The organism is Nannocystis sp. RBIL2, assembly GCF_026626745.1.
Classification (GTDB): domain Bacteria; phylum Myxococcota_A; class Polyangia; order Nannocystales; family Nannocystaceae; genus Nannocystis.
Genome location: NZ_JAPNJW010000001.1, coordinates 3665229 through 3689347 on the forward strand (window position 1 = coordinate 3665229; position 24119 = coordinate 3689347).

General features: G+C 70.9%; 12 protein-coding genes. 5 read left to right on the forward strand and 7 right to left on the reverse strand.

All coding sequences use genetic code 11. The annotated features are described in order from the left end of the window. Window positions 1-88: 88 nt before the first annotated feature. Together OV090_RS50655 and OV090_RS14365 are read right to left on the reverse strand one after the other, a co-directional pair. Window positions 89-1741, reverse strand: a complete 1653-nt coding sequence (locus tag OV090_RS50655; protein ID WP_267704194.1) for an SWIM zinc finger family protein — start codon at window positions 1739-1741, stop codon at window positions 89-91. Beyond that, window positions 1731-4931: a hypothetical protein gene (locus tag OV090_RS14365; RefSeq protein WP_267704195.1), complete on the reverse strand. Its 3201-nt coding sequence runs from the start codon at window positions 4929-4931 to the stop codon at window positions 1731-1733. The genes OV090_RS50655 and OV090_RS14365 overlap by 11 nt, the downstream gene beginning before the upstream one ends. A gap of 188 nt (window positions 4932-5119) precedes the next feature. On the opposite strand from OV090_RS14365, the gene OV090_RS14370 reads away from it, so the two are divergent. The 5 genes from OV090_RS14370 (at window position 5120) to OV090_RS14390 (ending at window position 14490) form a co-directional block, all read left to right on the forward strand. After that, window positions 5120-6727: a M66 family metalloprotease gene (locus OV090_RS14370; protein ID WP_267704196.1), complete on the forward strand. Its 1608-nt coding sequence runs from the start codon at window positions 5120-5122 to the stop codon at window positions 6725-6727. A 465-nt stretch (window positions 6728-7192) separates the two neighbouring features. Then, entirely contained in the window at window positions 7193-9322 is a 2130-nt protein-coding gene (gene glgX / locus OV090_RS14375) for a glycogen debranching protein GlgX (RefSeq protein ID WP_267704197.1), read from the forward strand. Between the two features lie 10 nt (window positions 9323-9332). Next, entirely contained in the window at window positions 9333-11120 is a 1788-nt protein-coding gene (treZ, locus tag OV090_RS14380) for a malto-oligosyltrehalose trehalohydrolase (RefSeq protein ID WP_267704198.1), read from the forward strand. Continuing rightward, window positions 11117-13933, forward strand: a complete 2817-nt coding sequence (treY, locus tag OV090_RS14385; protein ID WP_267704199.1) for a malto-oligosyltrehalose synthase — start codon at window positions 11117-11119, stop codon at window positions 13931-13933. Before treZ ends, treY begins: the two co-directional genes overlap by 4 nt. A gap of 68 nt (window positions 13934-14001) precedes the next feature. Further along, window positions 14002-14490, forward strand: a complete 489-nt coding sequence (locus OV090_RS14390) for a hypothetical protein (RefSeq protein ID WP_267704200.1) — start codon at window positions 14002-14004, stop codon at window positions 14488-14490. A 287-nt stretch (window positions 14491-14777) separates the two neighbouring features. On the opposite strand, the gene OV090_RS14395 is transcribed toward OV090_RS14390, so the two are convergent. The 5 genes from OV090_RS14395 to murI all read right to left on the reverse strand — a co-directional run bounded on the left by OV090_RS14395 (window position 14778) and on the right by murI (window position 24119). After that, window positions 14778-15893 (reverse strand): hypothetical protein, encoded by a 1116-nt coding sequence (locus OV090_RS14395; protein ID WP_267704201.1) that lies wholly within the window; start codon window positions 15891-15893, stop codon window positions 14778-14780. A gap of 317 nt (window positions 15894-16210) precedes the next feature. Next, entirely contained in the window at window positions 16211-17725 is a 1515-nt protein-coding gene (locus OV090_RS14400) for a DUF4215 domain-containing protein (RefSeq protein ID WP_267704202.1), read from the reverse strand. Between the two features lie 260 nt (window positions 17726-17985). Beyond that, window positions 17986-19209 carry a hypothetical protein gene (locus OV090_RS14405; RefSeq protein ID WP_267704203.1) on the reverse strand — a complete coding sequence of 408 codons (1224 nt, stop codon included), beginning with the start codon at window positions 19207-19209 and terminating at the stop codon, window positions 17986-17988. 364 nt (window positions 19210-19573) lie between these two features. Further along, window positions 19574-23059, reverse strand: a complete 3486-nt coding sequence (locus tag OV090_RS14410) for a TonB-dependent receptor (RefSeq protein ID WP_267704204.1) — start codon at window positions 23057-23059, stop codon at window positions 19574-19576. A gap of 211 nt (window positions 23060-23270) precedes the next feature. Then, a complete protein-coding gene (murI, locus tag OV090_RS14415; protein WP_267704205.1) occupies window positions 23271-24119 on the reverse strand; it encodes a glutamate racemase in 849 nt (282 codons plus the stop codon).

Consider the following 24119-nt stretch of genomic DNA (forward strand, 5'->3'; position numbering starts at 1 on the left):
TCATGACGAAATTCGGTGGTGATGCGCCTCGTGGGAATGGGGGGACTGCCGCGGCGACGCGGCATTTCAGCTGCTCCGGAGGACAGGTTCAGACGACCCCGCCCTGGGCCCGGCGGTGCTGGATCCGCAGGGCCAGTATATGCTGGCACGGGCCCTTGTACAGTTTATTTTGCTGGTAGAAGTTGCACGTGCACGACGCGGAAGCGAGCCGCTCGTCGCGGTCGAGCGCGAGCTCGGGCTCGTAGTTGTGTGAGCCGTCGCGGACGCGTCCGCGCAGCACCAGCCCGCCCTCGCCCGACGCCGACGCCTGGCGCACCGTGGCGTGATTCTGCTGGACCAGCGCCTGGGCCTCGGCCTCGCGGTCGTTGGCGAACCGCAGCTTGTCCATCGGCAGCGGGTCGCGGCTCAGCTCGCGGACGCGGTAGACCTGCTTGTCGAGGTCGTACATGGCCCGGCCGGCCTGGGTGTACGCGGCCAGGGCCCCGTAGACCGCGCTGGTGTCGAGCTCGAGCTCGCGCGCGAGCGCCTCGGGCCTGTGAAACCAGTGCTTCTTGAGGCCCTCGAACACCCGCCGCTTGGTGAACTCGTCGACGGTGGCGCGCGGGGCCATGAGGTCGAAGTTACCGGCGGTCGACCAATCGTTGGCTGTCCATCCGGACAGGCCGAGCGTGAAGTTCATGTCGCCGAGGTCGGCGATGTAGAACGACGGCAGGCCGGTGCCGAGCAGGTGCACGGTGAACTTGCTCGCCAGCTGGATGAGGCGCTCGAGGATGAGGATCCGTCGCCGGCCCCACACGCGGACCTCGTGCTCCTTGTCGCCGCGGAAGATCGAGCGCGGGAACACGACCTCGCGGTTCCACGGCTCGAACACCACCTTGACCGGGTGCCCGGGCTTGAGGATGTACCGCAGGCTGCGCGGGCCGACCTTCTCCTTGTTGCGGCGGAGGACGAAGCACAGGTTGTGCACGTCCATCGGGTGCAGGTCGAAGGAGATCGTCGGCAGCGTCATCGCCGAGCTGACCTGCAAGAACCCGCGCACCCACGAGTCGGGCAGGTCGATCTTCAGCTCCTTGAAGTCGTCCTCGGCGGTGGTCTGCACGCCGAAGCCCGACGGGTCGACGGTGAACATCGTCTGCTTGTAGCGGCGGATCTTCTGAAACTCGTCGTAGAGCGCCGCCGAATAGTCGATGTTGGTGGTGCCGCAGGCGAACTCCTTGACCTGCTTGAACACCTCGTAGCGCGCGCCGAGCCGGCCGTAGGTCGACTCGTCCTGCGAGAAGCACTCGAAGAACACCTCGTCGGGGTGGACGGTGATCACCGGGTCGAGCACGAACCAGGCGTCGCGGTCCTTCTGGTACAGATAATCGAAGTAGCGCCGCTTGGCGTTGTAAAAGCCCTGCATGCGCGTCGAGCTGGTGCGGTACAGCCCGTCCAGCTCCTCCTGCATGCGCTTGATGTCGGCGGCGCTGCGCGAGCGCTGCAGCGCGACCTGCTGCCAGTTGACCTGCTCCTGCTTGGCCAGCCACGCCATGTACTCGGTGCGGTCCTTGGGCTTGAAGCGCAGGTCGGACACGACGACGTCGTGCAGCGCCGAGATCGCCTCGCGGAACTCGAGGCACTTGCCGAGCTCGCCGACGAAGTAGGTCGGCTCGCGCCGGGTGTCCGGCGAGAACGACATGCTGGTCGCCCGCGCCGACGAGTCCACGGCGGTGCTGCCGTGATAGCGGTACTCAAACTCCACGCTGCACCTGTCCCTTCGTCCGCACCGGCGGCTGGCGGATCTCGATCGGCAACGGCACGTCGCCGAAGCGCTGGCGCACCTCGACCATCGCGACCACGCTGGCCGCCCGGTCGCCGATCGCCATCGTCAAGCTCTGGCGCGTCATCAGCTCGGCGACCAGCTGCGCCGCCTCCGGGCTCTTCTCGGCCTCGAGCGTCAGGAACCGGAACACTCGCGCCTTGGCCACCCGGCCGCGGTTGACCCGCGACAGCACGCCGAGGAAATACGGCAAGAGCTCGCGCAGCCGCTCGACCGAGCCGGCCGCGTAGCGCTCGAGGTAGTTGGTGGCGAACAGCTGCACGTCGGCCGACGGGTGCTCGCTGAGGCGGCGCAGGTAGTCGAGGCCGTGCTCCTCCTGGAAGCAGCGGGTGATCATCTCGCGGCCGAACGACTGCACGTCGGCGCGCACCGAGTCGGCGATCGCCACCAGCACGTCGGGCGGGAAGTCGCCCGGCTGCAGGCGCTCGCGGAAGAACGCGAACGCGAACGCGCGCGAGTCGTCCCACTTGGCGTCGAGGATCTTGATCGCCTGCGGCAGCTCGCGGCGGATCCGCTCGACGTTGCGCTCGAAGAAGCTCCACGCGGCCTGGCGCACCGCGAGGATCTCGTGGCTGGCCAGGCGCGCGACCTCGCCGACGTCGAGGCTGTCGGGGTCGACGTTGCGCGCCAGCAAGATCCCGCCGAGCTCCTGCGCCGCCGAGGCCTTGGCCCGCAGCAGGCGCATGACGAGGTCCTTGTCGACCGCGCCGAGGCCCTGCTCGAGGTCGGTCTTGAGCAGGCGCAGGACGAAGCTGTGCACGCCCTCGTGGACCTCCTTGACCAGCAGCGCGCCGATCAGCGGGGCGACGATCGCGGCGGCGAACGCCGGGTCGCGCGCGGCGAGGCGCTGCACGACCGGCCGGATCGCGTCGCGCTGGTCGACGTGGGCCGAGGTCAGGAAGGCCAGCATCAGCGCGCCGCGGTGGACCAGCACGCTGTCGGGCAGCTCGCCGAACAGGCGGATGCCGAGGCTGCGCACCGCGGCGTGCTTGCTCTCGACCGCGAGCGCGGCGACGAGCTGCTCGGGCAGGTCCTCGGGCCGCGTGTCGTGGTTGAGCAGGATGTTGGCGGCCAGCAGCTGGACGCCCTCGAGCGGGTGCGCGACCAGGTCGACGACGACGCCCAGGCCGATGCCGCGCAGCGGCCGGGCGAACGCCCGCATCACGGTCTCGCCGACGTCGGCCGCGACCTCGCCGGCGGCCGGGGTGTTCGGCAGCGCGAGCAGGCCGGCGACGACCCGCCCGATCAACGCCGACGCGGCCGCGGACAGCAGCGGCACGCCCTGCAGCAGCACGCGGGCGTAGGCGCGGGTGTCGGCGTGGGCCGAGAACAGCAGCGCGATCAGCAGGTCGTGGGCCTCGACGAAGCGGGCCCGGTTGTTGTCGATCCACCCGTGGGCCAGCTTGCGCGCGGCCGGCACGGCGCAGTTGGCGACCGCGGCGACGAGCGCCAGGTCGGGCTCTTCGGGGTTGTAGCGGGCCCGGGCCAGCTCGAAGCCCAGCTGCGCGGTGACCTCGAACGGCCGCTCGAGCAGCATGACGATGCCGTCGACGTCGAGCGCGCCGAGGAACTCCTTGTTGTCGCGGACCGCCCTGACCGCAAATTCATGCACCAAAGTACATGTGCTCTCGGACAGGAGGTGCATCAGGCCCATCGGCACCTGGTCCCAGATCTTCGGGAACGCCTCCTCGCGGCTCGCGGGGGCCGGGTCGCCGGGCTTGTAGTTGCCGCGGCAGCGCCAGGTCGCGCCGCGCACCCGCGGCTCGTAGCGCGGGCTGTTGCCGCCGTAGAGGATCGCGTTGAAGGCGTGGTAGGCGGCGAAGCGGTCCCAGCGGGTGACCTTGTTCTTGCGCGTGCTGTAGTTGTAGCGCGTCGCCGTCTTGACCTCCTGGCCGTCGGCGTCACTGAACGGCAGCAGCACGCCGACCGCCATCTTGACGTAGCTGAGCGCGTCGCCGGCCTCGGCCAGGCGCCGCAGCGAGCGGAAGGCCCGACGACGCAGGAAGTCGCGGGTCTTGCTCGAGTAGGCCAGGCGCGAGTCGGGGCGCTTCAGCTCCTTGGCGACGTCGGTCCAGCGACCGCCGCCGAGGAACACGTTGCGGCGCGAGCCGAAGGCCGCCGGGGTCTTCTCGACGCGGTAGGCGATGAGGCCGAACACCTCGGCGTCGCCGCGGACCTCGGCCATCTTGAGCACGTGGCGGACGTGGCGGAAGCTGCCGACCTGCAGCGGGATCGTGCGCAGCCCGGCGAGCAGGCCCGGGCGCACCGTCTCGTCGTCGATGCGGTAGATGTCCTCGAGCGCGGCGGTGTCGCCGGCGGCCAGCGCGGCCAGCAGCACCGCGGCGAACGCCTCCGGGTCGCCCTTGCCCGCGAACTCCTTCAGCGCGGGCGGCAGGGCGGCGCGCGCCCTGGCGGCGACTGCGTCCCGCAGCTCGTCGCTCCAGCCGCGCAGCATCTCGAGCGTCATGCGCATGACCATGTCGCTCTTGCTCGCCCGCGGGATGAACAGCTTCAGCGCCTCGTCGAGGCTGCTGGCCTGCAGGCCAGGTTCGTTGCGGGCCCGCGCCAGGGCGGTGAAGGTGTCGGCGTCGCCGCAGCGGGCCAGCGCCCAGGCGATGCAGTAGTCGAGCATCAGGTCGCCGGTGCCGATCAGGCGGATGAGGTGCGGCACCGCCTCGCGCAGGCGGTACTCGCCGGCGCGCCAGACCACCCGCGCCGGCTTCCACGGCTTGCGCCCGCCGCCGCCCTGCAGGCGGGCGAGGATCGCCTCTTTCGGGCTGGTGAACGCGGAGCTGGCCTTTCGGGCAGGTGCCGCCGTGGCCGCCGTCTCGCTCGGCGCGCCGCCCAGCGTCCGCGCCACGGCCGCCGCCTCGGTCGACTCGGCGTAGCCCTTGCGCTTCTTCTCGTCGACGAGCTTGGCGAACACCGAACGCGCGGTGGTCTCGGCGACTGGCGCCTCGGTCTTGGTGCCGTCCTTCAGCGGCGCGCCGCGGCGGCCGAACTGGAAGTTGACGACGAACTTGCCCTTGCTCACCTCGCACAGGTCGACGATGTAGACCTTGTCGGAGGAGCCTTCGCGCAGGCCGAGGGAGACGCGACGGATCAACTTCACGGCACTCCCGCTATAGCCCTGACCGGCTTGCACCTGCAAGCAGGTGCGAGCGCCGGCCGGGATCACGCGCGAGGGCACGCGCGCGCACCCGCCCCCACCCGCACTCGCGCCGACCGGGACCCTCCGCGGCCCGATTCGGGCCCGCGGGCGGTACTCGGCGCCCGCCGGGCCTGATACAGTCGCAGGCGATGTCGCGCCCCCGCCTCGCGTCCATCGTGGCGATCGTCCTCCTGCCCGCGTGCGCCGACGACCCGGCGAGCGGGACCGAGTCCCTGCCCTCGTCGACCAGCACCACCGGCGACGCCTCGACCTCGACCGGCGCCGAGACGCCGACGACGACCGCGGCCGCGAGCTCGACCACCGGCGACGACGAGACCCCCGCGCTCGAGTACGCCCGCGGGATCCGCCTGACCCGCGCCACCCTCAATCAGGGCGTGCAGCTGGAGATCGTGCGCGACGGCGCCGAGGTGCCGAGCGGCGAGCTCGGGGCCCGCCTGCTGTCCGGGCGCAAGGCGGTGATGCGCGCCGACTGGCTGCTGCACGCCGGCTTCACGCCCCGGGAGATCGTCGGCCGCCTGACGCTCTGGACGCCCGACGGCGAGACCCGCGTCGACGACTTCAAGGTGATGGTGAACGGGCCGAGCAACGACGGCGACCTGTTCACGACCTTCTCGTGGGAGCTGCCGGCGTCGCTGGTCGGGCCGGGGCTGCAGTACCGCATCGAGGCGCTCGAGCCCGACCCTGCGCTGGCCTCCGGCGAGATCAGCGACCCGCCGCCGATCCTGCCGCTGGCCGGTCGCGGCACGCTGCACGTCGAGGACGCGCCGATGGAGCTCAAGGTCGAGCTGGTGCCGCTGCAGCACGTGATCGACGGCATGACCTGCACGCCGACGATCACCGACGCGGACATCGAGGCGATGCGGGTGTGGCTCGAGCAACACAACCCCGTCCAGCGCGCGGTGCTGACGGTCCACGCGCCGTGGGAGTACACCGCGACGATCGGCAACGAGCCCAACGGGTTCGTGCCGATCTTGACCAAGCTCGGCGAGCTGCGGGCCGCCGACGCGCCGGCCGACAACGTCTACTACTACGGCCTCATCGAGAGCTGCGACGGCTATCCGCCGGGGCTCCTGGGCCAGGCGGCGGGGATCCCCGACTTGCCCACCAAGGGCTACGCGTACCAGCGCCTGGCCGTGGGCCGCTATCAATCGTCAGGGGCCGCCGCGCGCGACACCTTCGTCCACGAGGTCGGCCACACTCAGGGCCTCTATCACGTGCGCTGCAGCGGCGGCGAGGCCGGGGCCGACCCCGAATACCCGTACGCCAACGGCCGGATCGGCCGCTGGGGCTACGGGATCCACGACACCGGGATGCGCTCGCCGACCAGCTTCCGCGACTACATGAGCTACTGCTCGCAGTCGTGGGTGTCGGACTTCGGGTGGGAGAAGACTTTCGACAGCATCCGCGAGCTTACGTCGTGGGACGCCGGCGGGGCTCCGCTCGATCCGGCGCCGCAGCCGATCGTGGTCGGCACCCTGATGAAGGACGGCAAGACCCACTGGTACACGACCACCGGCGCGGTGCCGCTGCGCGGGCGCGCGAGCGACACCTTCGTCGAGTTCGCGCTCGACGGTGAGACCGTGCGCGAGCCGGCCGCGGCGCTGGAGATCCCCGACAGCGACGCGACGATGGTGGTCGCCGCCCTGCCCGCGGGGACGCTGGCCGGCCTGTCTTTTAAAACGGGCGGCAAGCTGCGCGCGGCGGTGTCCGCCAGCCAGGTCGTGCGCCTGCACTGACGCGCGGCTTGGCGCCTGACTCAAAGGGCATGTCTCCCACGACATGTCCAAAAAGACGTTCTGTGTAGCCCGACCTCCGGACTGCGACCGGCCTGTCTTTCTCGCAAGAAAGACTCGACCCGCGACCCAGGCGAATTACCCGGCGAGGGGCCCGGCCCCGGGATCTGGCACGAGCCGTGGGGAGTCGGTCTTGCGCGGCTCACGCCGTTCAGCCCGGTCGACGCGGGCGCCGAGCCCCTGGCGCGACAGAGCCGACAAAAGCCGCGCGGCCGGACATCGTTTGCTCGCCTCGGTTTTCCGAGCACGTCTCTCCTGGTCGCCCCGGCACCCGTCATGACGACGCGAAGGATCGACTTCAAAGTGCGGCGCGAGCGGCTCCGGCCGGCGCGTCGGGAGCTCCCGGACAGCGAGCGCGACCTCCTCGTCGAATGCCGCGGCCGCCGGGCGTGACAGCGAGAAAATACCGTGCGCATCCGCCCTGGCAATGCATACCCGCTCGGAGCGACCTGGGACGGTCGGACCGGGACCAACTTCGCCCTCTACAGCGAGCACGCCTCGCGGGTCGAGCTCGTGTTGATCGACGCCGACGGCGGTGAGCAGCGGGTGCCGCTGCGCGAGCGGACCGCCTTCGTGTGGCACGCCTTCGTCGAGGGCGTCGGCCCCGGCCAGCGCTACGGCTACCACGTCGACGGCCCGTGGGCGCCCGAGGAGGGCCTGCGCTTCAACCCGCGCAACCTCCTGACCGACCCGTACGCCAAGGCCTTCAGCGGCGTCACCCGCTGGGAGGACGGCACCTTCTCCTACGACATCGCCAGCGACAGCCCCGACCGCGACCTCATCGCCAACCCGCACGAGAGCTGGGGCGTGCCGCTCGGCGTCGTCGTCGATCCAGGCTTCGACTGGCAGGACGACCGCCGGCCGCACGTCCCGCTGCACAAGACCATCGTCTACGAGACGCACGTCAAGGGCCTGACGATGCGCCACCCCGAGGTCCCGCCCGAGCTGCGCGGGACCTACCTCGGCGTCGGCAGCCCGCCGATCGTGCGCCACCTGACCGAGCTCGGCGTCACCGCGGTCGAGCTGCTGCCGGTGCATCAATTCGTCGACGACAAGTTCCTGCTCGACCGCGGCCTGCGCAACTACTGGGGCTACAACACGATCGGCTTCTTCGCCCCCGACGTGCGCTACCGCAGCGGCGAGCGCGTCGCCGCCGAGGTCCAGCAATTCAAGGAGATGGTCCGCGCGCTGCATCGGGCCGGCATCGAGGTGATCCTCGACGTCGTCTACAACCACACCGCCGAGGGCAACCACCTCGGGCCGACCTTCAGCTTCCGCGGCATCGACAACCCGACCTACTACCGGCTCGTGCCGGACGCCCCGCGCTACTACTACGATTACACCGGCACGGGCAACAGCCTCAACGTGCGGCACCCGCAGACCCTGCAGCTCATCATGGATTCGCTGCGCTACTGGATCCTCGAGATGCACGTCGACGGGTTCCGCTTCGACCTCGCCGCCACCCTCGCGCGCGGCCTGTACGAGGTCGAGCAGCTGTCGTCGTTCTTCACCATCATCCACCAGGATCCGGTGATAAGTCAGGTCAAGCTGATCGCCGAGCCGTGGGACCTCGGCGAGGGCGGCTACCAGGTCGGCAACTTCCCGGTGCGCTGGGCCGAGTGGAACGGCAAGTACCGCGACACCATGCGCTCGTTCTGGCGCGGCGACGGCGGCGTCGCCGGCGACCTCGGCTACCGCCTGTCGGGCAGCAGCGACCTCTACCAGAACGACGGGCGCCGGCCGTACATGAGCGTCAACTTCGTCACCGCGCACGACGGCTTCACCCTCGCCGACCTCGTCGCCTACGACCACAAGCACAACGAGGCCAACCACGAGGACAACCGCGACGGCGAGGACCACAACCGCTCGTGGAATTGCGGCGCCGAGGGCCCGACCGACGACCCCGAGGTGCGGGCGCTGCGGCAGCGGCAGCAGCGGAATATGTTGGCGACGCTGCTCTTGTCGCAGGGCACGCCGATGATCGCCGGCGGCGACGAGATCGGGCGCACCCAGGGCGGCAACAACAACGCCTATTGCCAGGACAACGAGATCAGCTGGTACGACTGGGAGCTCGACGACGAGCGGCGCGCTCTGCTGCGGTTCGTGCAGCGGACCCTCCGCGTCTACCACGACCACCCCGCGCTGCAGCGCTCCAAGTTCTTCAAGGGTCGCAAGATCCGCGGCGGCGACGTCCACGACATCATGTGGCTGCGTCCCGACGGCGAGCAGCTGTCCGACGACGACTGGCAGGACCCGACCACCCAGAGCCTCGGCATGTTCCTCGCCGGCCACGGCGTCGACGACGTCGACGACGAGGGCGAGCCGATCCGCGACGACGACCTCTTGCTGGTGCTCAACGGCAGCCTGAGCCCGGTCGAGTTCGTGCTGCCCCCGCTGCACGCCGCCTGGGAGCGGCTCGTCGACACCGCCGCCGACGAGCCCCACGGCCAGGTCGCCGGCGGCGAGCGGGCCGAGCTGCCGCCCAAGACCCTCGTGCTGTTCCGCGGCGTCGATCCGGACATGACCCATGACACATGAACCTTCCGACATGTCGAACCTCGGCGCCGCGCTCGTCGACGGCGGCGTCCGCTTCCGCGTGTGGAGCACCCGCGCCGGCCGCGTCGCGGTCGTCCTGTACGAGCGCCCCGAGGACGGCGGTCCGCCGGTCGCCCGCGAGGAGCGGCCGCTGCAGCCGCTCGGCGACGGCCTGTTCGAGGCGTTCCACGACCTGCCCGAGGGCACTCTGTACCGCTTCAAGCTCGACGACGCCGAGGTCCCCGACCCCTACGCGCGCGCCCTGCCCTTCGGCGTGCACGGCCCGGCCGAGGTCGTGCGCGCGCACCACGAGTGGCGCGCGACCGAGTGGCGGCCGCGGCCGCTGACGGACTGCGTGATCTACGAGCTGCACGTCGGCACCTTCACGCCCGAGGGCACCTTCGCGGCGGCGACGGAGAAGCTGCCGCTGCTCGCCGAGCTCGGGGTGACGGCGATCGAGCTGATGCCGCTGTCGAGCTTCTCCGGCGGGCGCGGGTGGGGCTACGACGGCGTCGGCCACTTCGCGCCGCACGCCGGCTACGGGCGCCCCGACGAGCTGCGGGCGCTGGTCGACGCGGCCCACCTGCTCGGCATGAACGTCCTGCTCGACGTCGTCTACAACCACTTCGGGCCGGAGGGGAACTACCTCGGCAGCTACAGCCCGGAGTACTTCGCCCACGCGGTGCAGACCCCGTGGGGCGACGCCCTGAACTTCGCCACCCCGGCGATGCGCCGCCTGGTGATCGACAACGCCCGCTACTGGCTGACCGAGTTCGGCTTCGACGGCCTGCGCCTCGACGCCACCCACGCGATGGTCGACCCGACCGAGCGGCCGATCCTCGCCGAGCTCGCGGCCGAGGTCCGCGCCTTGCCGGAGCACCGCCTGCTCATCGCCGAGGACGAGACCCATGACCCCGCGCTGGTACTCGAACGCGGCCTCGACGCGATCTGGGCCGACGACTTCCACCACGTCGTCCACGTCGTCCTCACCGGCGAGCGCGACGGCTACTACGACGCCTTCGAGCCCAGGGTCTTCGAGCTGGCCCGCTGCATCGAGCGCGGCTTCGTCTACGAGGGTCAGGCGTGGCCGCCCTCGGGCAAGCCGCGCGGCGCCGACGCCAGCGGCCTGCCCGCGCCCGCCTTCGTCTACTGCCTGCAGAACCACGACCAGGTCGGCAACCGGGCCCTCGGGGACCGCCTGCACCACCAGGCCGCGCTCGACCTCTACTGCGCCGCCTCGATGCTGCTGCTGTTCTTGCCGATGACGCCGCTGCTGTGGATGGGCCAGGAGTGGGCCGCGAGCGCGCCGTGGCAATACTTCACCGACCACCCGCCGGAGCTCGGCGAGAAGGTCACCGCCGGCCGGCGCGCCGAGTTCAAGCTGTTCGCCGCCTTCCACGACCCCGAACAACAGAAGCAGATCCCCGACCCCCAGGACCCCGCGACCTTCGAGCGCTCGCGCCTCGACTGGGGCGAGCGCGACGCGGGCGAGCACGCCGGGGTGCTCGAGCTCTACCGCGCCCTGCTGCACCTGCGGCGATCCGACGAGACGATCAGGGCGCATGACCGATCGAACATGTCCGTGGGGATCGTCGGCGAGCACGTGATGTGGGTCCTGCGCAAGGGCCCGGGCGGCGACCGCCTGCTGGTCGTCGACTTCGGCCCGCGCGAAGCCGGCGGCCCGCCGACCCCGCCGGAGGGGCGCGCGTGGCGGCTCTTGCTGAGCAGCGGCAGCGAGGCCCACCCGGCACTGCCGCCGGCCCGCGCGGCCATCTACGCGGCCGACGGAGACGCGCAGTGACGACCCCCGCCTCGACCTATCGCCTCCAGCTCCACGCCGGCTTCGACTTCCGCGCCGCCGCGGCGATCACCGACTACCTCGACGCCCTCGGCGTCGACGCCGTCTACACCTCGCCGTACCTGCACGCCGAGCGCGGCAGCACCCACGGCTACAACGTCGTCGACCACGGCCGCCTCGGCCCCGAGCTCGGCGACGAGGCCGACTACGACGCCTGGACCGACGGCCTGCGCGCCCGCGGCCTCGGCCACGTGCTCGACTTCGTGCCGAACCACATGGGCATCGGCAGCGGCGAGAACCGCTGGTGGAACGACGTGCTCGAGAGCGGCGAGGCCTCGATCCACGAGGGCTGGTTCGACATCGAGTGGGCGCCGCCGAAGGTCGGCATGACCGGCAAGGTGCTCCTGCCGATCCTCGGGCGCCAGTTCGGCGAGGCGCTCGAGGCCGGCGAGCTGAAGGTCGTGCGCGACGGCGGCAGCTTCTTCGTCGCGTATTACGAGCGCCGCCTGCCGGCCGCGATCAAGTCGCTGCCGCGGATCTTGGGCCCCGCCCTCGCGCGCCTGAGCCTCGCGGCCGACGACCCGACGCTGGCCGAGCTCCACAGCATCCTGACCGCGATCGATCACCTGCCCGCCGAGGCGAGCACGCCGCCCGAGGCGCGCGAGCAGCGGGCGCGCGAGAAGGACGTGATCAAGCGCCGCCTGACCGCCTTGCTCGCCGAGTCCGAGCCGATCGCCGCCGCGGTCGACGCCGCCCTGCAGGAGCTCGCCGGCACGCCCGGCGACCCGCGCAGCTTCGACGCCCTCGAGGCCTTTTTGAATGAGCAGGTCTATCGCCTCAGCTTCTGGCGCGTCGCCACCGAGGAGATCAACTACCGCCGCTTCTTCGACGTCAACGAGCTGGCGGCGATCAAGATGGAGGACCCCGCGGTGTTCTCGGCCACGCACGCGCTCGTGCTGCGCAAGCTCTCCGAGGGCCGGATCACCGGCCTCCGCCTCGACCACACCGACGGCCTCTACGACCCCGCGGCCTACTTCGAGGCGCTGCAGGCCGAAGCGCGGGCGCACGCCCCGGCCGGCGCGCAGCCGCTGTACCTCGTGATCGAGAAGATCCTCGAGCCCGGCGAGGCGCTGCCGCGCAGCTGGCAGGTCGACGGCACCACCGGCTACGACTTCCTCGGCATCGTCGGTGGCCTGTGGGTCCGCCCCGACTCGGGCCCGCGGCTGACCCGCTTCTATCACCGCTTCATCGCCACCGAGCGCGACTACGACGCGATCGCCCACGACTCGCGGCTCGCCATTTTGAGCGCCAGCCTGTCGAGCGAGATCCACATGCTCGCCCACCGGCTCGAGCGGATCGCCCAGACCCGCCGGCGCTCCCGCGACTTCACGCGCGTCAGCTTGACCTCCGCGATCGTCGAGACCATCGCCGCCTTCCCGGTCTACCGCACCTACGTGCGCCCGGACGGCTCGCGGACCGCGAGCGACGACGCGTACATCGACCGCGCGCTGCGCCGGGCCCGGCGGCGCCGCCCCGACGTCGACGCCAGCGTGTTCGAGTTCCTGCGCGACCTCTTGATGCTGCGCAACCTGCCCGAAGAGGCCGAGCAGCGCGCCGAGGCGGTGCGCTTCGCCATGCGCTTCGCCCAGCTGACCGGGCCGGTGATCGCCAAGGGCGTCGAGGACACCGCGCTCTACCGCTACAACCGGCTGGTCTGCCTCAACGAGGTCGGCTGCGACCCCGCGATCTTCGGCACCTCGATCGACGAGTTCCACGCGCACAACCACCGCCAGCGCGAGTGGTTCCCGCGGACCATGACGACCACCGCGACCCACGACACCAAGCGCGGCGAGGACGTGCGGGCCCGCCTGGCGGTGCTGTCGGAGCTGCCGGACGAGTGGCGGCGGGCGGTCTCGGCGTGGAGTCGGATGTCGCGGCCGTACCGGACCGAGGTCGACGACGACCTGGCGCCGACCCGCAACGACGCCTACCTGTTCTATCAGACAGTCGTCGGCGCCCTGCCGCTGGACGAGCTCGGCGAGGGCGACGCGGTCCCGCCCGCCTTCGTCGACCGCGTCGCCGCGTACATGGAGAAGGCCACCCGCGAGGCCAAGGAGCGCACCAGCTGGATCTCCAGCGACCCCGCCTACGAGGCCGCGGTGCAGAAGTTCGTGCGCGAGATGCTGGCCCACCCCGGCTTCTGCGGCCCGGCCGCCGCGCTCGCGCGCAAGCTCTCCACCTACGGCGCGGTCAACTCGCTCGCCCAGGTGTGCCTGCGGCTCGCCTCGCCCGGCGTGCCCGACACCTACCAGGGCGGCGAGCTGTGGGACTTCTCGCTCGTCGACCCCGACAACCGCCGGCCCGTCGACTACGAGCGGCGCCGACAGGCGCTGGCCGACATCCAGGCGCGGGCGTCGGACCCGCGAGGGCGCGCGCGCGACCTGCTGGCCAACTACCTCGACGGCCGGATCAAGCTCATGGTCCTGCACCTCGGCCTGAGGCACCGCCGCCAGCACCGCGCCCTCTACCTCAAGGGCAGCTACGCACCGATCGCCGCCGGCAAGCACGTGGTCGCGTTCCGTCGCGCCCACGGCGACCAGGAGCTCGTGTGCGTGGTCCCGCGGCTGGCGTACACGCTGACGGGCGGCCGCCAGCCGTGGCCGCTGGGCGCGGCGTGGGGCGAGCAGACTCTGGCGCTGGGCCCGGCCGCGGCCTGGCGCGACCTGCTGACCGGCGCCGAGCACCGCGGCGAGACCGTGCCGCTGGCCGACGTGTTCGCCGACCTCCCGGTCTCGCTGCTGGTCCGCGTCCCCTGAGGCGCGGCGCCTGTCGCTCTCCGCGACGATGCTATACAAACGCTCAGCCTCTCCAGGCACGGAGCACCATGACGAAGAACACGTCGGATCAGGCAGACGACGGGAGCGAGGGCGACGCGCGCCGGTGGGTCGCCAGCGGCTTCACTGCGCAGGTGATCAAGAACGAGGACGACGAGGGCTGGGCCGTGACGATGACGCGCGACGGCGACGCCGAGCCGGTCCTCGTCAGCCCGTGGACCATGGGGCGCGACAAGAAGAACCCCAAGCCGCTCAACCACACCGACTTTAAAACGCTGCTGAAGGGCGCGCGAGACGTCCTCACCCGTCACGAGGCCCAGGCCCGGGCCCGGCGCCACCGCAGCGTCACCGTGATGGCCGAGGGCGAGGCGATCCGCGTCGACCTCGACGTCGCCGCCGACGAGGACGACCCGCACGCGCTGCTCACCGCGTGGGGCCCCCTCGGCGACAAGCTGGCCGAGCGCCGCGTCGCGCCGGACTTCAAGCTCTCGAGCGCGAGCGCCGGCCGCTGGATCTCCGGCGGCTTCGGCGACGCCTGAGCGGCGGGCCGACGCGCGGATGTCTTCAGGGGCATGTCCCGAACGACATGCCAGCCTTTCTACGGGGAGACGCGCCGGGGGTGATTCATCGCGGGAGAGGACACGCCGTCATGGACGCGAGAAAGCGTCTCGTCGGCGGCCAGCCCTGGCCGTCGACCAGGCGCCCAGAGATCTGGTCGAAGGGACAGCCGACCGTGGAGCCGACGACGGCGGGTCGGCCTCGTATGACGGGCGAGCGATCTACGAGCGTGCCGCCGCCATCCAGAGGTTCGCGGGGTTCGCCGTACTTATTCGGTCACGCCGAACATCGCCGCCACGAGGCCATTCTCGGTCACGCCGGTCACCAGCAGCGCGTCGCCGTCGGCGGTGCGCACGACCCGCGGGTCGTCCCATGGCGCGAGCACCTCCTCGTCGCGCGTCTCGTCCCACGCGGCCAGCAGCTCGGTGAGCGCCGCGATGTCGACCGGCCGCCAGCCGTCCGGAGTGTGCACAGCCGCGTGCTCGCGCCCGAGGGCAATCAGTGAACCTCCATGGGCCTCGATCCGCGACGGCCACGCCGGCAGCTCGATCGCCGCCGCCGCGCCGCTGAACGCCACGATCCCCGCCGGCGTATGCAGCCGCAGTGTCTCAACCGGCCCGCGACCGAGGAGACGGGTCCCAGCCCCGGTCCTTCGCGCCTGCTCCACAAGCGCCTCGCCGCGCGCCTCGACGATGACGTGCAGGTGCTCCGTCGCCGCGCCACAGGTACCGATCGACACCACCACCGCGCCGCCGCACGGCGTGAGCCGCACAAAGCCCCAGCCGTCCCGCTCGAAGTCCGCACCGTGGCGAGCGCTCACCAGGTCGAGCGAACCGGCTTGGCCGTGACGGTGCAGCGACAGGGTGCTCACGTCGTCCCGACTCACCGCGCTGACCAGCCACAGCGTGGCGTCCGCGGGCTCAAAGGCGGCCGCCCACAGCTCGCCCGCCAGCGCCTCACCGGTGAACATCGCCTCGACCGTGCCGCGCTCCCAGGACCACAGCAGGACGTCCTCGGCGGGCGCGCCGTCGAGGAACGAGCTCGTCCGGGCGTCCGGGAGTGGACTGGCGCTCAGCACGACGCACCCGCGATCGACGGAGACCGCGACGGGCAGGACCGGCACGCCGTCGACCACCGCCTCGTCGGCCTCACTCCCCGCGCGATCACCCCATACGTGGCTCGACGGCAACGTCATGGTCGCGGCGATGGTGCAGTGCGCGTCGAGCTCACACAGCACGGCCCGCCTGGGGCCGACCGGCAGCAACAGATGGGTCTGCTCGTCCGCCACCGCCGCGATCACATGTTCGGCAGCGAGGCCGCCGAGGTCGGTGACGGCCCAGCTTCGGGTGAGCAAAACATCAGCGACGGGAGCGAGGGTCAGCATATCTCGCGGCATTGTGGCACGCATGGCGAGTGGCAGGTGGCGCCGTCCTGGCCAGCGGCGCGGTCGAGCTGCGGAAGGCTCGCGAGGCGGTGGACATGCTGGCGGGAACCGCCCCGCCCCCGACGCTGGCGCCCATGGTGCCGATGCGGTCGACCCCGACCGGCCGTGGCAACCGCCGGGCACTGGCTGGCAAGTAGCCCGAAATCCGGCGTTTACGCCGGAACTAAGCTGATTTCGCAGTCGACATTTCGCGAAGCGCTGTACCCGAAGCCCGCGAGACCCGCGACGTGGCCGATCGACGCGCCCGCTCGCCCGCGCTACGGCCGGAACAGGCCGACCCAGCTCTGCTGCTCGCCGGCGACCACCAGCACGCCGCCGACGTACGCGGTCGCGTCGGCGCCGACGGCCGCGTCGTAGGTGACGACGTCGGGCGGCAGCAGGTCGGGGCTGGGGGCGCGGTGGCGGACCCGGCAGCGGACCTCGCCGTCGCCGCCGAGGCGGGCCAGCCAGGCCTCGCGCCACTCGAGCGCGGCCACCTTGTCCTTGAGGCGCAGGCTGCCGGCCAGCACGACCTCGCCGTCGGGCGCGAACGCGGCGCCGTCGAGCGACCACTGGTCGCCGTCGTTTTCATAGTCGGCCAGCGCCCGCTCCCACAGCAGCTCGTTGTCGGGCCCGACCTTGTAGATCCAGAAGTTGGACACCGCGCCCTGCAGGCGCACCGCGGTGTAGAGCACGTCGCCGGCCGCGTCGACCGACACCCAGCCGGGCCCGTGGTTGTGGACGCTGCCGTCGGCCAGCGGCGAGAACTTCCACTCGGCCGGCCCGCCGTCGGCCGCGAACTTGAGCAGCACCGCCTCGCCGATGTTGTAGTCGACGTACTCGCGGGCGCCGACGTAGATCGAGCCGTCCTCGGCGACGGCCAGGCGACCGGCGTCGTCGTTGGAGAACATGCCGTTGCCCGCGCCGCTCCACACGGTCGACCACACCTCGGTGCCCTCGCCCGCGGTCAGCTTGCCGAGCCACACGTCGCCGCCGCCGGGCCCGTCGCTGACGTCGCCGGCGATCACCACGTCGCCGTCGGGCGCCAGCGCGATGCCGCTGGCCTTGTCGTCGCTCGTCGGCTCGGCGCCGTCCTTGTCCATGGTCCAGAGGACATGTCCGTCGGTGCCATCGAGCTTGACCGCGCGGATGTCGTCCTCGTCGGCCCCTGCGACCGTCGCCACCACGTAGACGTGGCCGTCGGCGTCGACGACCCCGTCGACCGGCGTGAAGCGAATGTCGGCCGGCGCCAGCAGCACGTCCCACTGCGGCTGGCCGTCGGGGGCGTAGCGGATCGCCCGCGTGCGCGCGAGGCCGAAGGTCTGCATGCCCTCCTCGTCGCTGGTGATCTCGCGCTGGCGGGCGATCGCCACGAAGCCGCCGTCAGGCGCGGGCGCGACCGCGACCACCCACAGCTCCGACTCGGCGGAGGGCGCGAGCGCGATGGCCTCGCCGGCCAGTCCGCAGGGGATCAGGCACGCCCCGTCGCAGCCGTCGTCGTCGACGTCGTTGCCGTCGTCGCACTGCTCGCCAGCCTCGAGGTAGCCGTTGCCGCACACCGGGGCGGGCGGCTCGAAGCCCGGATCGCCGCTGCTGCTGGTGCTGTCGGGGCCGACAGTGGTGGTCGGCGCGGCGGTCGTGCCGGTGGTCGTGCTCGTGCTCGCGCCGGACTCGCTCGTGCTGCTGGCGGCGCCGGTGCTGTCGTCGGTGGTGGTGGTGGCGGCCGAATCGCTGCAGGCGCAGAGCAGCGCGAACAGGGCGGCGGAGCGGCGCGTCGCGGGCGAACCGAGCATCGCGGTCAGGATGCCGCACAGTCGCGCGCGGGCGCAACCGGAGCCCCCGCGCGAACACGACACGCGCGACCCGGCGCGTGGTGCGTCCCGGGCCCGCCGGCTATCGTCGAGGCGAAAGGAGGGTCCCAATGAAGACGAAGTCGAAGGTGAAGGCGGGCGGCCTGAACGTCAGCGGGCTGTGAGCCCGGAGCGCCACGGCGGCGCCACGAGGGCCCGGTCGCACTGCGCCGGGCCCTTCGTGCGTACGCGCGGCGTGGCCGTCACGAGCACTCGTTCTTGTCGCACGGCTCGGGCGGCGGGACCGCGTTGCCGACCCCGATCGCGCACCAGTCGGGCATGCCTGCCGGGACGCCGAACTCGTCGTAGGGCGACTCGCCCGGCGCCAGCCAGTACGGGTGGTCGAGGAAGAAGTCCCACAGCGGCGCGAAGGCGGTCTCGCCCGGCTCGACGGGGAACGGCGGCGTCGAGTGGTTGCAGTTGTGGACGCACTCGAGGACGAAGTGACCGCCGGCCTCGAGGTTCTGCTCGAGGTCCTTCGACGTCTGCTCGAAGTCGATGAGGATGCAGAAGTCGTCGGGGCCGCCCCACAGCACCATCGCCGGCATCTTGTGGGCCGGCGCGGTCCACGGCTTGATCGCGCCGCCTGTCCCTCCGGACAGGGACATGAACGACGACAGCACGTCGCCGCGGCCGCCCGCGAGCTGGCTGGTGAACAGGGCGCCGGCGCTGACGCCGGTCGAGGAGACGCACTCCTTGTTGACGCTGAACTGCTCGGCCACGCACGACAGCATGTCGTCGAAGAACCGGAACTCGGCCTGCAGGTCGGCGTCGCTGTCGAGCGCGCTGAACGGCCACTTGAACAGCAGGCCCTCGCGCGCCTCGGGGATGACCGCGATGAAGCGCTTCTGATTGACCGCGTTCTGCACGTCGCCGCGCTCGTAGAAGTCCTGGGCGTCGCCGCCGAGCCAGTGCCACAGGAAGATCACCGGCAAGCGCTCGTCGGGCCCCGCGTCCTCGGGGGCGATGACGAGGAACTGGCGCTCGACGGTGTTGTTGCCGAGCTGCTGCGGCAGGACGTTGAACGCCTGGCCCTCCATGTAGCCGATCTCGAGGGTCGGACAGCTGCCGCCGTAGGCCGGGATGTCCGGGGCCAGGGTGGCGCCGTCGGGCGGGGCGTCGTGACAGCGCAAGAACTCGCCGCCGCTGCTGCCCATGTCGGCCTTCGGCGGGTCGCCCGTGGTGCTCGTCAGCGGCTCCGAGGTGCCCGTCGGCGCGCCCGTCGTCGTCGTCTCGGCCCCGCTCATGCTGCCCTCGCTGGTGTCCGGCGGGGTCTGCGTGGTCGTCGGTTGGGTCGAGGCCGCGGTGCTGGTGTCCGTGCTGGTGCTCGCGTCGGAGGTGCCGAGAGTGGCGGCGTCGGTGTCGCCGGGGAGGTCGCCGCAGGCCACGGCCGCGAGGAGAGGGAGACAGAGGAGCCCACGACGCATGATGCCCACCATCATCGCACGGCCGTGGGCGATTTTCGCCATGCCCGTGTTCGCGGATGCCGGCTCTGGACTGCCCGCAATCGGGCCGAAGAGCCGGCTGCGACCGGGCCCTGGAATCGGGGCACCGCCGGCAATCGTGCACTCGCGCGAATGGCGGGAATCAGCGGGGCGCCGCGCGAGTCGTGGGCGGTGAATGATCGGAGCCGGTGACACCGGACTGCCACCCCCGCGGAGGGTCACGCGGAGGCCAGCTCGCCGCGGCGGCGATCGCCCGAAAGCGATTCGGCCCGCCTGTCGCGGACAGGCGGGCCGAGCTGAAACCTCGCAGCGGAGGTTCGAGTCCCAGAAGTCAGGAAACCAGGAGCTAGAAGCGCAGGCGGAGCTCGAACTGCGCGCCGATCGGCTGCTGGAACACGGTCTGGACCAGGAAGTTGCCCTGCGGCGGGAGCACGCCGCGCTGGAAGAAGCTGGTCGGCGCGTTCGGGCTCTGGACCTTGGCGTGCTTCAGGTCGTCGAGGTCACCGCCGGCGATGGCGCGGCCCTGCGAGTACGAGTAGGTCTCGTCGACGCGGAGGACGGCCTTGTTGTTGGTGATGTTGACGAGGCGGGCGGAGACCTCGAGCTCGACCTCGCCGGGCAGCGGGTAGGCGTAGCTGATGCCGATGTTGGCGAAGTAGTTGGGCTCGAGGCGGCCGCCGGCGCCGCGCGGGATGGCGTAGACCAGGAACTGGCCGCTGTAGCGGTTGTTGTCGGCGAACACGCTGATCGGGGTGCCCGACTGGTAGCGGAAGTTCAGGCCGAGGGTCAGGCGACCGGCCTTCTTGAGGTCGAACGAGTAGTACCCGTCGAACTTGACCTGGTGCGGCCGGTTGTCCCACAGCGGGCCGTAGCTGTTACGGACCAGCTCCGGGATGTCGTAGGTGGTCGTGGTGCCGAGGTCGATGGCGCCGGTGTTGCGGTTGACGAAGCCGTCGTAGTTACCGATCAGGCGGCTGTAGATGTAGCTGGCCTGGATGGTCCAGTTCTTGGCGAAGCGCTTGGTGATGTTGAACACCCACGCGTCGTAGTTGCGGACCGGCTTGTTGAAGAGCGTCCCGACCTTCGAGTAGGCGTCGGCGAGGAAGGTGCAGCGGTTGAGCTCGCGGGCGAGCACGTCGCGCTGCGGGTCGTCGTCGGCGGCCTGGTCGAACTGCTCCTGCAGCTTGGTACAGGCGTCCTGCTGGCGCTGGATGTCCGAGGCCGAGACCGACTCGCCCGGGTTGGCGATGATGAAGTTGAGGCCGCCGTTGGTCGACACGTCCTCGACCGCGCGGCCGAGGCTCTCGTGCTGCCACTTGACGCCGACGAGCAGGTCTTCGATGACCTCCTGCTCGTAGCCGACGACGAACTTCTGGGTGTACATGCCGCGCAGCTTCGGCACGACGGAGCCCGCGGTGAGGCCGGTGGTCGACTGGTTGAAGTCGGTGCACCACTCGGTCGGGGCGCCGTTGACCGAGCGCTCGCGCGACTCGCCGCCGATGAGCACCGGGGTGGCGCAGTCGGACGCGCGGTAGCTGCGGGTGACGTTGACGAGGCCGCCGAAGGCGCGGTTGTTGAGCACGACCGGCAGCTGCTGGTAGAACCAGCCGTACGACGCGTACAGGCGGCTCTTGCCCTCGTCCGTCCAGTCGTACACGAGGCTGACGCGCGGCGCGACGTTGTCGTTGATGAAGATGTTGCGCTTGCCGAACACGTCCTTCATGTCCTGCATCTCCCAACGCACGCCGGCGTTGAGGTACAGGTTCGACATGATGGACCACTTGTCCTGGACGAACAGCGCGTAGTTCTGAGTCGTCAGCGTCGAGTTGTAGGCCGAGACGCGGACGCCGGCGCCGATCGGGCTGGCGATCGCGCGCAGGTCCTCCTGCTCGTAGCGGACGCGGCCGAAGCCGAGGGTGCGGCGGTTGTCCGGGTTGTCGGCGTCGACGATGACGAGGCGGTTGTTGTTGACCCGGTTCGGGCTGACGTCGCCGCCCATCAAGTAGTTGTTGGTCGCCGGGTCGTAGCAGTACTCGCCGCCGCCGACAGTGCCGACCGGACAGTTCTGGTAGAAGTCGGGGTCGTTCTGGCCCGAGTACGCGGTGCCCTGCTTGAGGCGCACGCTGTCGATCTCGGTGCCGTACTTGAGCTGGTGCGCGCCCGCCTTCTTGCCGCTGAGGAAGTGGGTCAGCGCCAGCTGGCCGCCTACGCGGTCAGAGACCGACTGCGAGTAGGTGCCGATACCGCCCGACAGCCACACGCGCGTCGGACAGGTGAGGCCCGGCAGGTTGGCGTTGTTGCACGCCTCGTCGACGCCCTGGACCAGGCGCACCGCGCCGTCGCGGTCGAGCAGGTCGTACAGGTTGCGGCCCTGGCTGTCGGTCTCCTGCGTCAGCGGGATGTTCCGCTGCATCTCGTTGTCGAGCTTCCACGCCTGCTTCTGCGAGAAGCGCGAGTAATAGACGCCCGCGTCGATCTCGAGCTTGTCGTTGGCGACGCGGCCCTCGTAGTCGAGGCCGACCGTGGTCGAGTTGCCGAAGTCGCTGCCGAAGCTGTTGTTGACGACGCCCGAGCCGACGCGCGAGGCGCCGCCGATGGTCGCGTTCGGGTTGGTGCCGAACGAGTTGGGCTCGGAGCCCGGCGGCTGGCGATAGCTGCGCCGCTGGGTGCCGGGGCCGCCGCCGCCCGACAGGCGCAGGCGGTGCTTGGGGTTGATCTGCCAGTCGAGGGCGACCGTCCAACCCATGTTGAAGCGGCCGGTCTTGAACCGCTGCTCGGCGAACTTCACCGAGTCGATGTAGTTGCCGTTGGCAGTACAGTCGTTGGTACCGTTCTCGTAGGCGCAATCCTCGTAGCCGCCCGAGCGGTCCTTGTCGCGCCGCTTGTAGAACGACTGGATCAGCGAGTTGTTGGTGCCGCCCGGCGCGACGCCGATGGCGAAGAACAACTTGTCCTTGATGATCGGACCGGACAGGGTGACGACACCCTCGCCCTGGTAGTTGTTGATCTCGGCCACGCGCAGCGACTCGTCGGTCGCGCTGATGAAGCGCGGCAAGGCGATGCGCGGGGTCATGCGGAACAGCACCGTGCCGCGCAGCTTGTTGCTGCCGCCGATGCGGCGCGCCTTGACGAGACCGCCGGACGCGCCGCCGCTCTCGGCGTCGTACACGCCCTCGACGACCTCGACCTCGTCGATGAACTCCTGGACGATCGTCGCGCCGACAGTACCGAACGCCGGGCTGGTGGCGTTCTGGCCGTCGACGACGTACTTGCTCTCGGCGCCCGTCGAACCACCGAGGCGGATGCCGGCGGCGTCACGGCTGGCGGTCGGCGACATGTCGACCACGGCCGTGAAGTCGCGGCTGGTCCCGCCGACCGGGATGTTGCGCGCCTGCTCCATCTTCACCTTGGTGACCTGGGCGGCGTCGTTGCGCGTCTTGGTCTGGACCTCGATGTCGACGCGGAACTTGAGCTTCGGATCGATCTGGAAGTTGGCGCGCATCTTGGCGCCGGGCAGGACGTCCATCGTCTTGTTGACGTTGGCGTCCTGATACAGCACCTGCACCGTGTACTTGCCCTGCGGCAGGTTGCGGAACGTGTAAAGACCGTCCGCGTTGGTCATCACCTCGCGCGCGCCCTGGAGGCACGTACACTGAATGATGACGAGGGCGCCCGAGATCTTCTGACCGGTGTTTTGGTCGGTGACGACGCCGCTGATCGTGACGTCGGAGGCCGCCAGCGCGAGGTTGGGGGCCATCGCCGCGACCGCTGGCGGGATGATGACCAGCGGCATGGACAGCGAGTACTTGAGCAGAGAGCGGCTTGTCTTCACAGGAGGGTGCTCCTTGCGGTCACGGCGAGCGCCTCGGGCATCGGTCGGATACCAGCGGGGGGTATATCACAACGAAAGCAACACTGAATACGGGAATCTTGCCTTGAGTACCGGGCCTCCGGGGCCGGACGGCGATCAGACTTCCCCCCCGGTGCCGCGAAAACCGCGGGCCTGCGAGACAGCGTCCTGCTTTGAAAGCACGCGAGGTCCGTTACAGGTCCACGAGCTCGACGTCCTCGGGCGCGATCGCCTCGCCGAGGAAGACGGCACCGACCCGCGCGAACCGGGCCGGCGCGTCGGTGGCGAGGAAGCGGACGCCCGCCTGCCCTGCCCCGTCCTGCCCGCGGGTCCGGTGGCCGGCGCGCAGGTCCGATCGCAGGAGGCAATCGACCACGACCTCGGCCGTCGTCTCGGCCGAATCGACCAAGCGGACGCGCGGGCCGACGGCCGCGGCGATCGCCTGGCGCAGGACCGGGAAGTGGGTGCATCCGAGGACCAGACAGTCGAGCCCCGGCCGCTCGCCGACCACGTTCGCGAGGTAGCGCTGCGCCACGGCCTCGGCGACGGGCCCGCTGACCCAGCCCTCCTCGGCCAGCGCGACGAACAGCTGGCAGGCGATCGAGACGACCTCGGCGCCCGGGCGCGCGGCCCGGATCGCCCGCTCGTAGGCGCCGCCGCGGACGGTGCCCTCCGTGGCGATGACGCCGATCTGCCCGCTGACCGAGGCCCCGCAGGCGGCCGCGGCCCCCGGCTCGATGACGCCGATCACCGGCAGCGGCGCGAACACTGCCGCGAGGTGACCGAGCGCGACCGAAGACGCGGTGTTGCAGGCGACGACCAGCAGCTTGATCCCGCGGCCGACCAGCACCCGCGTGGCCTGCTCGGCGTATCGCGTGACCGTCTCGCCGCTCTTGGTCCCGTACGGCAGGCGCGCCGTGTCACCGAGATAGATGAATCGCTCGTCCGGTAACGCGGACCGCAGGGCCCGCAGCACCGTGAGTCCGCCGACGCCGGAGTCGAACACGCCGATCGGTAGATCGGCCACCGTCGACCGGGTCAC